Raw genomic sequence first — 12,399 nt, 5'->3', positions numbered from 1 at the left:
TTGCTTCATCTTGTACAGCGGTACTATCCAGCTGTGTACTGCCCGTGTCCTGTCCATCAGAGAATACCAGGTCATCAGGGACTTCGCTCCCTTGGGAACTATCCGACACACTACCGTCGGTAAATGTGAGACCCGAGACATCAGTGAGACTATCCGCCTCTTGACCGATAGCTACACCTGAAAACAGCAATAACAGTATGGAAAAAACATATAATAATGCTTTCATAATTTTAGCTTAAAGAGATTAGTTTTTATTAAACCAATTTAAGTGAGGACCACCGGGATCCGAAAATCCCGGCTTACCACACAAACACAAACAACACCTAAATAAATTTAGGTTGAAACAAATTCTTATATAATGTTCGATCCGAACAAAGGTTTCTCTAAACGCGCAATAGGCTGGAATCCCGAAAAATTCAAATCCGTAGAGATATACCCTTCTTTAACAGGCTGTTCCTTAACAAGGTCTGTACTTAAATATTTTTTATTATCATCACACAAAAGTGTAACCACAACCGCATCATCTCCCAATTCTTCTTTCAACTTAATTGCACCGATGACATTTGCGCCCGAAGAAATACCAACAGCCAATCCAAGTTGGCCTGCCAATTTTTGAGCCATAATGATTGAATCACCGTCCGAGGCACAAACAACAGTATCCAACTCATCTAATTTAACAATAGCAGGTATAAATTCGTCTGAAATCCCTTGGATACGGTGCGCTCCAACCTTATAACCAGTAGTCAAAGTAGGGCTTTCCTGCGGTTCTAAAGGATGAATTTTAACAGCTGGATTATAGTTTTTCAATTGTTTGCCAACCCCCATAACTGTACCTCCTGTACCTACACCAGCGACAAAGGCATCCGCTACCAATCCTTTAGAAGCTAACTGTAATGCAATTTCTTTACCGGTGGTAAGTTCATGTGCTTCGGCGTTGTATTCATTCTCAAACTGTCTAGGCAGGAACACTCCACCTTGAGCAGCAAGCTCTTCGCTAAGACGAATACTTCCAAGAAAACCACCTTCTTCCTTAGTAATCAATTGAATCTCCGCACCCATACTTTTTATAATATCGATACGCTCCTTGCTCAACCAATTTGGCATAATGATTTTTACGTCATGTCCCAAAGCCTTACCAATAGCAGAAAAGGCAATTCCCGTGTTACCACTGGTAGCCTCTACAATCATATCGTTCGATTTGATATCACCATTCGTATAGGCCTTGTATAAGATATATAACGCCATACGATCTTTGATACTTCCAGTAAGATTATAATTCTCACACTTCACATAGATTTTACCCGGCTTACCTTTATACACATATTGCAATTCTAGCATCGGTGTATTCCCAACTAAACACCACAAATGTTTAAAGCGACTTTCCAATTCTGGTGATAAACATTTACTGAAAGTAGTTTCCTCTATCATTATTTATTTAATAAATTATATTTTTAGATATTTTTCGAATATAATATGGTCTTTCTACCAAACAGTACAAAATTCCAACAAAACAAAATAATATTCAACACAACACAATACAATCGATAATTTTTATCGAATACGAAAACAAAACCAATAAAAAATACAGATTAAAATAGTAATTTTGCAGCGTCACCAAAAAAAATACGTTATGGAATTAGATCAAACAGATATGAAACTCCTTAAGTTACTTCAAGAGGATGCAACCTTTAGCAACAAGGAATTATCGCTAAAGCTACATAAATCTATAGCCGCCATACATGAAAGAGTAAAAAAACTTAAAGCAGCAGGTTATATACGAAAAACTGTCGCTATACTAGACCGACACAAAATTGGAATTGGGCTAATTTCTTTCTCGCAGGTATTTTTAAAAGCACACACTTATGAAGTGCTTAATGAGTTCGAACGAGAAGTAGCCAAATTCCCGGAAGTCATGGAGTGCTACCAAATGGCTGGCTCATACGACTTTATGTTACGCATAGCCACCAAGGATATGGATGCTTACCACTTATTTTTAAGACATAAACTAGCGGTACTACCTCATGTCAGCACCGTACAAACCTACTTCGTGCTCTCAGAAACCAAGAGTGAAACGGCTTACTCTTTCTAGCAACACATGAAATCAAAAACGACTATCAAGATATACCATAATGAAATGTGCAGCAAAAGCTGCGCCGCATTAACACTTCTGGACAAAAGTGGTATAGAGACGAGAATCCTGTCTTATCTGGACGGGACGTTAGATAAGCCAGGATTGAAGAACATATTGACCCTGCTCCAATTAAAACCCATTGAACTCATACGCACAAAAGAATCACTATTTCAGGAACGCTACAAAGGCTTGGTAAGAACAGATGAACAATGGATTGAAATCATGTTACAACACCCCATACTTATTGAACGCCCCATTATCATCAGAGGCAATCAAGCAATAATTGGTCGACCTATCGAAAAATTGATTAATTTCCTCGAAAAAACACCTTGAAAAAGCAAAAAAGGACACCAATAATCACATCGTATTTACAAACTTTATTAATAGATTTTTTTAGGTGGTTTTAAGTTAGTCCTTACAATTAGATACAACTAAAACCGGTAAAATAAGACAACGGCATAACTTAGATTATAGAAAGATTATTAAAAAAGGTAATGTGGCAAAACAGGTTTTACCACATTACCAAAAACAATATCTAACCCTTACTTTTTCATGGTTTTGCTGCCCTCACCTCCTCAGAAGGCGTCTTCTTGAGAAAATTCACAACCAATTCTTTGATATCATCACCACGCTCATTCAGCATATTATGCCCACAATTCGGCAAGCCAATGAGCCAGGTTTTTGGTCTTTTTTTAGCAATACTTAAAGCACTTTCGGGCAACGCAACCCTATCTTCCAAACAAGTAAGAATCAACATTGGCGCAACCCCTCCCATCGACCATTCGGCTTTGGGGGTTCTATCACTAGCCTTCGCTTGCTCGCCGGCCAAAATAGGAAATTCACCTTGTTCAGCATCTATTTTTGCCAAATATTCATTCCCAGGAGCATACATCAGCACCCCTTGTAACCTCATCCACTCTTCTTTGCTTATGTTGGGATCCATGTATCGCTGGTATAATTCGATTGTCTCTTTCGAGGGACTAACTTCGCCACCTGCACCAATCAATATGATCCCTTTCACTATATCGGGATAATCTTGAGAGAAAGTTCTAACAACCCGATTTCCATAGGTTTTTCCGCCCAAATAGACATTGGTTAGCTTTAAATTAGTTACAATAGCCATTAAGTCGTTTGCGTAATCATGCAGCGTAATATTTTCAATAACTCCGGTACTTGCGCCTAAAGTGCGGTAGTTATAAGTAATTACCTGAATACCATTTGCTGCGATAGCCGTAGCCAATTCCTCTAATTGTGCTGCAGGACGTCCATTTCCAGCTGCCAAAATTAAACTTACATCACCCTGACCATAAACAAAAACTTCTATTTGATCATTTCCGTTTTTAATAAGTTGTCTCTTAGGTTTTATATGCTGCGCAAAGGTGAGAGAGGCTATAAAAATGAGCAACAATGAAGCAATGAATCCTTTTTTCATAATGTTGATATTTAGTCACAAATTGTTTGATGCTTCTTCATCTCAAATAGAATTTAAAAAGAGATCTTGCATTTTAAAAATACTCGAATATATTATGAATATTAACAAGTTAATAGAATCAGGAAGAGTTATCTAATTTCATTAACTTGATATATTGAACGATAAATCTTAACACAAGATATTCCCTATTATTTTTTATAAACTGTTTTCCCCTCTTTTATGGACTCCAAAACTTGAATAGTATGAATCTTCAACGGATCAATTTTCAACGGATTTTTATCCAAAACAACTAAATCGCCTAACTTTCCAACGGTGAGCGTACCTTTTGATTTTTCTTCAAAATACTGATATGCAGCCCAGCTAGTTAACGATTCGAGCGCTTCGTAAGGGGTAATGCGCTGATCGGCACCTAGTATTTTGCCACTGCGGGTAACCCGGTTTACAGTAGCATCCATCACACGCATCGAATTAGGAAAGGTCACCGGCGCATCGTGATGTGAAGTGATTGTGAGCCCGGCATCTATCACGTCTCTACAAGGCGAAATATAGTCGGCTCTTGGTTCACCCAAAACCGATTCGGCATGCCAATCGCCCCAGTAATAGGTATGCATCGGGAAAAGAGAAGGCAGTATTTTTAACTTAACCAGTGTTGGGATTTGATCTTTTCTCAAAGTCTGGGCATGGATAATCACCGTACGGTGGTCGTCGTAAGCATATTTTGCCTCGGCACCTGCTACCGCTCTTAAATATTGATCAATAGCTGCATCACCGTTGGTGTGACAAAGTATCTGCCATTTATTTTTAAAAGCCATTTCAACGTATTCATCGGCTTTTGCATCATTCATTACCGGATAACCTTTGTAACAACCTTTCTGACCGACAGGATTAACATGGTAGCATTGTGTCAACCAAGCTGTTTTGCCTTGAGGAGAACCATCGAGTGTCAATTTTACCCCCCCAATCCGGTACTTGTTTTTATATACATGCTCGTGGTTATAGTAGCCATCGTTCATACATTCTGTGCCCAGGGCTATGTCCGGATAGGAGACTACATCAAGGTAAAACAGCCCTCTGTCGGCGGCCGACTTTAAGGCTGCCATTTGCTCCACGGTTGTCCGCCCGTCTTGGGCTGTTAAATACCCTTTTTTGGCATATTCTTCCTGTCCTCGTTGTATGAATTTATCCGACATTTCTGCATCAGTTTTTGCCAAAATAGTAAATAAAACGGCAAAGGCAGCATTCTCTTCGAGTACCCCGTTGGGTGTACCAGAGGCATCCCTTCTAAATGTTCCACCTTTGGGATCTTTCGTATTTTTGGTATACCCTAGCAGATTCATCGCTTTGGTGTTGATTGCCGATAAATGGCCCGACTGGTGAATAATAACAACCGGAACATCGGTGCTGACCTTATCCAGATCGGTTGCCTTGGGGTGATCTTTCTCGGTTAATTGTGAATCATCATACCCATTTCCGATGATCCATCCGAACTTCTGGATCATCAACTTGCCATCTTCTGTATCTTTATACCGGTTCAGTTCAGCAATGATGGATGCGAAATCCTTACCGGCGCCATCTGGGGGAGGCAATATATTGGCACAAGAAGCTGCAAAGCCAACATTATAGAAATGCCCATGACCATCTAAAAATGCCGGCAGCAGAGTTTTACCTTGTAGATCAATTAATTTTGTACTGTCGCCTTTCAACTTCTCAGCTTCCGTCTTAGAGCCAACAAACACAATTTTTCCCTCTTTGAGTGCAACTGCTTCAGCATAGTTCGCACTATCTCCCTCCATGGTGATAATATCGCCATTCGTATAAATGGCATCGGCAGCGGTTTCTTTACTCGCTTTCTGTTGGCAGCCGATGAGACTCGTCAAAAAGAGCACAGCTAATAACAAATCCTTTCTTTTCATAATACTTCATTTTAATTTTTTATCCTTTTTACATAATATTTCGTTTGGCGTATCCTCCATTTATTTGGGGAAAATGAATACAAGATTGGCACGTATTCCAAACCGTGATTTAACAGCCTCAGGTGCATATAGATTAAAGCGAGGGCCAACGCCTAAACTCACTCTTTGATTACCAAAAGAGGTGACTCCCGTGAACATCGTTGTGAGTGATACATTTCCGGTATTGTCTTTCCAGTCCTGAGTCCAATCGACATTTAGATTCATACCCGCCCCACTTTTCCAGTTATGACTAATAAAAGGATTCATGTACATCCTACTGATATCGTTACGGGATGACGAACCTGCCACACTCCAGATCTGGTTGATCAATGTTCCGTAAGTCCATCCGTTCGCTTGTTTGAGTAAGATAGCCGTTGGCCCTACACCGATTTTTTTACCTGTCAGATATTCATGGCTACCACTGGGAATCAAAAACACCGGTCCGGCTCCCCAAATAAGGCCTTTTGCATTTCGGGGCGATAAAAAAGCACTTGCTACAATGTCGGACAGTCCCGATTCTGCTGTGGAAGCGCCAGTAACATTATACTGCGACACAACCGGTATGATGGTTCTTGTTATCAAGTTAAGATTTTCAGTGATCACGAAGGGGATCACCGGCTGAACATTGAGGGTATAACGACTTCCTTTGTGTACACCTATACCATGCTCCAAGTTATTCTGCAGGGGAACACTGATCAATGCCCCAACCGGGTTGGAGAGTTTCTTGGCTAACTCTGCAGCATCGTCCTGTGCGGATAGTTTTGTTGAAAAAGCCATCAACAGGAAAACAAAAAAATAATTTATTTTCATTTCGTATATGATTTAATTATTTAAATGCACCTTATTTCTTTTTCACTTCTACCAGTTCAGGGCATTTCCAAGTTCCATCCAAAACTTCCCGACGAGGTCTATAGAGGCGTATCATATAGTTCCACCCTTTCGTAATGTATAAAAAGTTGGGGTTTTTAGGATCGCCTCCAAAATGGATGGTTACACTGCCGTCTGCGTTCTTCTTGGATGTAATAGAGTTGAAATTATAGCTGTTGTATTTATTCACCTCATAATACCCTTTTTCATTGTACAGTGAAACTGACCAAAATGCATCAACAGGCACATCCTTCAGCGTGAGTGTATAAGGAGTTACACCATCAGCATTGGGTGGATTGAAATTGAAATAAATAGCATCTTTTTCCGGATTGCCGCCATAACCACCGGCCGTACCTAAAAGCTGGCGCACCTGAGTTACTTCCCACTCGGTACCAAAAGCCGCTTTGCTGTTGGGTAGATCTTTGGCCAATGCTAAGAGTAAATTACGGGTCTTGGTCAAACTCTCCGGATCCCAATCGGGGATTTCCAATTTACCGACATTTGCTTGTTGGACACCAATAGATTTTTGAATTGCAGTTACAATTTTATTGTCTTCTGCACTATTGGGATCTGCCAGCGTCCGGATGGTAATATGAATGAACCGGGTGCCTACATTCTCTTTTGTAAAGGTATAGGAACCAGGTTCATAAAATACTCGAATGTAAGAGTCTTCGTTGATAACCATCATGGACTGAAAGCGTCCTTTGGTATCGGGCATTGTAATCGTCACCGGGGAGGTTAGGTCAAAAATCCCGTAGGAATACCTCGTATCCCGATTGGTACGAATGATGGACTGATGATTCACATCTGCCGGGCCACTGTTGTGGCATAACTTGCCAAAACAACCATCCTCTGTTCTGATTTTAAAATAGTTGTCTGTTTCAGCACGCACAAAATTGTCAATGGTTACCTTCTGTTTGCCATTGGGAAGCGTTATCTCTTCAAACAGTTTTTCACCTCGCTCATTGACCGGTTTACAAAACGTATTGATCGTTGGGTCAATCATCTCTTTCTGATTCTTACGCTCCTGGCTGTATACAGCGGAACTCAATAGAATCAAGAGTGTTAAAATGCATAATCTAATTTTCATCTCAAATATCTTTTAGTTGGTATTATATCTACTTATAAAAAAAGTGCCTTCTGTCAGATTATCCGAGACTTTGTTTAAACAATGCTCTATCTGAAGCAAGACCTTCGGTTCGTTATTGAGTCAACACCTATTCATGGCATGCACGTTCGAGGATCATTTCAGTTGATTCGCCAATGCACTGGAGAAAAGACGGCTTAGTGTACACACACAACTCGCTCCGACATGGTCGTGGTCGTGGTCGTGTTCTTCGTCCATTTCGTCCATTGCAGCATACGAATTCTTGTTTAGAATCGGGCCTGTTCTTCCAGTTAAATTCGTAGACTTTCCAAGCGGCAGCATACGCCCCTCATGAATCGTCCCCCAGACAGCGATGTTCTTAATTTCGGAAGCTTTACAGGTAACCGGGTTATCCCCCAAAATGGTGAAATTGGCCAGTTTACCACTTTCAATGCTACCTACTTCTTTCTCCAGCCCCAGTGAATAGGCAGCTTCGATGGTAACGGCTCGCAACGCTCCTTGGCGACTCACGCGTTGATCGGCACCGGCAACACGGCCTGATTTTGTTGTCCGGTTAACACCACAATCCATCAGAAACAGGGGTTGTCCAGGTGCCATGGGCATATCAGAGTGGTAAGAGAAAGGAATATGCGCCTTTTCGACATCTGCCATACGCACCATATTGTCTGCTCTTTCAGGCCCCAGTCCATTAATACTATACATGTCGGCCAATGCGGTAATATAGTAGGGATTTGCGCTAACAATAGCTCCTAAACGTTTAATCCGGTCTACCTGATCTTTCTCCGATACAGCAAAATGTATAACAACCATACGGTGGTCATAGCGCGGTTTTCTTCGCATATTGGCTTCCAAATTATTCAGCAGCATATCTAGGCCGGCATCGCCATTTACATGTACATGAATCTGATAGCCGGCGTCCCAATATAGTTTGAAAGCCTTTGCAAAGAGATCGGGATCCATAATCCATTCGCCTTTGAAGTTACCGTTGATATAAGGGTCACGTAGCTTCATCGCCAATGAATAGATTGCACCATCTGCAAATAACTTCACCTTTTTGGGGAGCATGGTTGTCATGCCATGGCACCAATCGAGCGTTTTTTCTGTTTCACTGATCGCATTATCGGGGTAAAGCGAGTAAATAGATTTCCCATCGGGGATAAAATAGAACCGGAAAGGGCTGGATGATTTGGATAGAACGGCATTTTCTGATTCCTGCAATTGCCTAGAGTACAATCCGCCGGGCTCACAGGCTAAAGTAACTCCACTTGAATGATAGAATTGCTGGGTAAGCTCCAATCCTTTCTGAAGTTGTTCGGGGGTAGCTATATAGGGTATTATTTTGGAGATGATGCCAAACATGCCTTGTTCCCAAAAATGCCCTTCCGCAAAATTGGACTGTTTTTTCGCCGATTCCGAAAATTTATTTATAAAAACTTGATCTATGCCCAGCAGTTTCAGGGCAACAGAATTCAACGTAAATTCATGACAAGAGCGATGCCATACAATAATGGGGCGCGTTGCACTTACCTTATCCAGATCTGCCCGGGTTAGCGAACCGTGAAAAGATGGATGATAGCCCCAGGTAAAGAGTAACTCCTCTTTTTTTGTTCTTAAGCTATTGTTGGCCTCCAGCAAACGTTGGCGATACTCTTTCTGGTTATTGGCAGCGGGGGACGTTTTATTGGGCAATACCCAATCTTCAATGGCTATAATTTCAGAGATCATGGCCAAGCTACTTAACAGCGGATGGTCGTGTTGCGCAATAAAACCGGGAACAATCACTTTATCACTAAAAGTATTGTCGACGGTATACTTTTGGTCTCCTACAGCACCTTTTAACTCATCGAGCGACCCTACGGCAAGCACCCTGTCTCCTACAACAGCAACAGCATTTGCGTAGGGTTTTTCGGGATTCAACGTAATGATTTCTTTGGCAGTGTAAATTCTTACCTGTTGCAAAGGAGCGGTCTCCTTAATAACTTCTTGAAGAGTAAAACCCTGGCTCCAGGCATTGTGAGAAATGAAAATGAGCCCTACTAAAATGGGCAGAAATGTTAGTTTTGATTTCATGATTTCAATCATTATTGTGAATATCAATTGCTTTTTTCAATCTATCATACTTTATTAACCATAGGATCACATGCAGCAACCGGGGAATTAAATCAATTGTATTTCAATACTTTGACACTTAAAAATAAGAATGTTTTTTCACTTTCAAAAACCCTTTCTTCCAATTTCATATTCATTGTTAATGTCAGGCTTTTTCTCTTACATAGATCAACGTTTTTGTCCAATGTCATTCCACTACTCCGCTTCTTATGTAACAACTTTAAACCTGCATTTGGCAATATCACACTTCGAAACAACTACATTTGGCTTAAGGAATTCTACCTGACTATCATTTATAGACTCCTAACAAAAGACTCCTAACAAACAAATCCGTGCTAGTCCTTTTTGTTTAGTCAGGGTCTATTTCGATCGAAAAAAGAATACTGAAGCATGTATTCCCGTATACTTAAAACGCAAAAAAACCTGATAATCATCCCGCTACCATGGCTTTGTTATTATTTTATTTACTAATTATGGCATGTCGCAAAATTAGCTGCCCCTAAAGCTGCTTCGGATCGAACCAGGGTCCTCATCCCGCTTTCCCCTATAAACTAAAAAAGAGTCCTAACTCTCGTTAGAACTCTTTTCTGTAGGGGTGGCAGGATTGCCTCAGTACCAATGACCCCCAGCGCACCCCTGAGTCTCCTTCGGATCGAACCCCTGTTCGAATCTGACACACCCAAAAAAATAAAAGCTCGACTTTCGTCGAGCTTTTATTTTCTGTCGGGGTGGCAGGATTCGAACCTACGACCTCCACATCCCAAATGTGGCGCGATACCGGGCTACGCTACACCCCGAAAAGGTATCACCTTTTGTTTTCAGTGATGCAAATATACATCGTTTTACAATTAAAACAAGGACTTTTTTTCAAGAACAAACTAACACACTGATTTGATGCAAGATATTTTTACAAACAACATATGCGCAGATGTGGAAAATAATCAAAGCGCTTTATCGTCTACTTTATTTTTTTTTTATACCTTTGCACTCGCTTCTAGAAATAGTGGCAGAAGTTTTAAAAAAAAGATTTTTAAATTAAATAAAAAAGCTGTAATATTGCATTCCGATTTTTACAGGATATAAATCGTTTATAATTACTCAAAATCATGGATTTAGTAAAATTTGTAGAAGAACAAGCGGTCGTAAAGAATGAGATTCCCGCTTTCAAGGCAGGAGATACCATCAGCGTGCATTATAAAATTCGCGAAGGAAACAAAGAGCGTGTTCAGGTGTACCAAGGTGTAGTCATTCAATTAAACAGCGTAGGTGTTAACGCTACTTTTACCGTTCGTAAAATCTCTAACGGTATTGGGGTAGAACGTATTTTCCCTGCAAACTCTCCGAACATTGATAAAATTGAAATAAACAGCCACGGTAAAGTTCGTCGCGCTAAGTTATTCTACTTACGTGGACTTACTGGTAAAGCTGCTCGTATCAAATCTAAGCGTATCGCTAAATAGTTTAGATTTACGGGATAGTCAAATAAAAAAAGGATGCAAACAATGTTTGCATCCTTTTTTTATTTGATGCCCCCTCCAACGTTCGATTAAATTAATTTTATATTTTAATTTTTAAAACAGGTTTATTATGTATATTCATATTGATTATGCTAAAACCTTTTTACACACTCATCACTTTTTTAACCATCGGAGCATACACCTATGGCCAGCAAAATCTTGCGCAAATCTTAAACATGCAATCTCCTCCGAAGATATATGCAGCAAAAAAAACAAAAGAACCTATACTCATTGATGGCATAGCTGATGAAGCTACCTGGAAAGACGCTCTTTGGTCAGATGACTTTATCGATATTGAAGGGAATGTTAAACCTAAACCAAGATTCAACACCAAAGTAAAAATGCTGTGGGACGACACGTACCTATATTTATACGCACAATTAGAGGAACCACACATATGGAGCACCTTAACAGAGCATGATGCTATTATCTACCATGATAATGACTTTGAGGTATTCTTAAAACCGAGCCAACATCAGTCGTTATACTATGAGATTGAAGTTAATGCCCTAAACACTATCATGGACCTCATGATGGCCAAACCCTACCGACTAGGGGGCGAAGCTATTATGCATTGGGACGTCAAAAACCTAAAATCTGCCGTACATATCGAGGGCACATTGAACACCCCTAATGACATAGACCAATACTGGAGTGTCGAGATGGCTATACCTTTTGCCTCCATAAGCTCGTTCGGCAGGGCCTCTACGCCAAAGGTTAATGATTTTTGGCACATTAACTTTTCAAGGGTACAATGGCAGCACTCGATTGAAAATGGACAATACAAACGAAAAGTAGAAAACAGAAAACGACTAACAGAAGATAACTGGGTGTGGACTCCTATAGGAATAATCAATATGCATTACCCGGAAAAATGGGGATACATTCAGTTTACAGACGATATAGAAACCAATGAACTTCCAAAATCACATCGAATCGAACAGATCGCCTGGGACTTTTATTATCTTCAACAATTATATGCCGAACGTACCCAAGCAAAATATAGTGATAAATTAGAGTTGTTACCGGGCTTCGACAGTGTTCTGAAAAACAAGATGGCAGGGATTAAACATGCTTTAACCATCAATAAAAGTAAAACACTTTACAAAATAGAGTTAACCGATACAATCAATCACCTCAAAGTTACCATCGACAACTTTGGCAATTATAACATATCTCATGAAACATCCCTGTAGCAAAACCTACAAAAAAACAGATAAAAACACATTGGATATTCCATACGGCCTTTAAAAAACAAACCGAGCTTGCGAGCTCATGAAATA

The 12,399-nt window shown here is 40.3% G+C and carries 10 protein-coding genes, 1 tRNA gene and 1 pseudogene; 4 read left to right on the top strand and 8 right to left on the bottom strand.

The window, feature by feature from the left end; genetic code table 11:
* Nucleotides 1–226, bottom strand: a pseudogene (locus tag G7B18_RS18455) (hypothetical protein); the annotation flags it as partial.
* Nucleotides 227–351: 125 nt separating this feature from the next.
* Complete coding sequence (locus G7B18_RS18450; protein ID WP_205600285.1) at nt 352–1,428, bottom strand: PLP-dependent cysteine synthase family protein; 1,077 nt, start codon at nt 1,426–1,428, stop codon at nt 352–354.
* Between the two features lie 202 nt (nt 1,429–1,630).
* On the opposite strand from G7B18_RS18450, the gene G7B18_RS18445 reads away from it, so the two are divergent.
* Nucleotides 1,631–2,089 carry an Lrp/AsnC family transcriptional regulator gene (locus tag G7B18_RS18445; RefSeq protein ID WP_164112976.1) on the top strand — a complete coding sequence of 153 codons (459 nt, stop codon included), beginning with the start codon at nt 1,631–1,633 and terminating at the stop codon, nt 2,087–2,089.
* 6 nt (nt 2,090–2,095) lie between these two features.
* Complete coding sequence (locus tag G7B18_RS18440) at nt 2,096–2,464, top strand: ArsC/Spx/MgsR family protein (RefSeq protein WP_164112975.1); 369 nt, start codon at nt 2,096–2,098, stop codon at nt 2,462–2,464.
* A gap of 217 nt (nt 2,465–2,681) precedes the next feature.
* Here the strand turns inward: G7B18_RS18440 and G7B18_RS18435 are convergent, their stop codons facing one another.
* The 6 genes from G7B18_RS18435 to G7B18_RS18410 form a co-directional block, all read right to left on the bottom strand.
* Entirely contained in the window at nt 2,682–3,563 is an 882-nt protein-coding gene (locus G7B18_RS18435) for an alpha/beta fold hydrolase (RefSeq protein ID WP_164112974.1), read from the bottom strand.
* 188 nt (nt 3,564–3,751) lie between these two features.
* Nucleotides 3,752–5,440: an amidohydrolase gene (locus G7B18_RS18430; RefSeq protein ID WP_205601728.1), complete on the bottom strand. Its 1,689-nt coding sequence runs from the start codon at nt 5,438–5,440 to the stop codon at nt 3,752–3,754.
* 96 nt (nt 5,441–5,536) lie between these two features.
* A complete protein-coding gene (locus G7B18_RS18425; protein ID WP_164112972.1) occupies nt 5,537–6,325 on the bottom strand; it encodes a hypothetical protein in 789 nt (262 codons plus the stop codon).
* A 31-nt stretch (nt 6,326–6,356) separates the two neighbouring features.
* Nucleotides 6,357–7,472, bottom strand: coding sequence for a DUF1214 domain-containing protein (locus G7B18_RS18420; RefSeq protein WP_164123711.1), 1,116 nt, complete (start codon nt 7,470–7,472; stop codon nt 6,357–6,359).
* A gap of 153 nt (nt 7,473–7,625) precedes the next feature.
* On the bottom strand, nt 7,626–9,560 hold the full coding sequence (locus tag G7B18_RS18415) for an amidohydrolase (RefSeq protein ID WP_164123709.1): 1,935 nt from the start codon (nt 9,558–9,560) through the stop codon (nt 7,626–7,628).
* Between the two features lie 762 nt (nt 9,561–10,322).
* Nucleotides 10,323–10,396 (bottom strand) — tRNA-Pro (locus tag G7B18_RS18410).
* Nucleotides 10,397–10,705: 309 nt separating this feature from the next.
* On the opposite strand from G7B18_RS18410, the gene rplS reads away from it, so the two are divergent.
* Together rplS and G7B18_RS18400 are read left to right on the top strand one after the other, a co-directional pair.
* Nucleotides 10,706–11,059 carry a 50S ribosomal protein L19 gene (gene rplS, locus G7B18_RS18405; protein WP_164112969.1) on the top strand — a complete coding sequence of 118 codons (354 nt, stop codon included), beginning with the start codon at nt 10,706–10,708 and terminating at the stop codon, nt 11,057–11,059.
* Between the two features lie 146 nt (nt 11,060–11,205).
* Nucleotides 11,206–12,312 carry a carbohydrate-binding family 9-like protein gene (locus G7B18_RS18400; RefSeq protein ID WP_164123707.1) on the top strand — a complete coding sequence of 369 codons (1,107 nt, stop codon included), beginning with the start codon at nt 11,206–11,208 and terminating at the stop codon, nt 12,310–12,312.
* Nucleotides 12,313–12,399: the final 87 nt, after the last annotated feature.

Source organism: Sphingobacterium sp. xlx-130, assembly GCF_011007405.1.
GTDB classification, from domain to species: Bacteria; Bacteroidota; Bacteroidia; order Sphingobacteriales; family Sphingobacteriaceae; genus Sphingobacterium; species Sphingobacterium luzhongxinii.
Note: the sequence above shows the minus strand (reverse complement) of the source record. Positions and strands in the feature narration are given on the sequence as shown.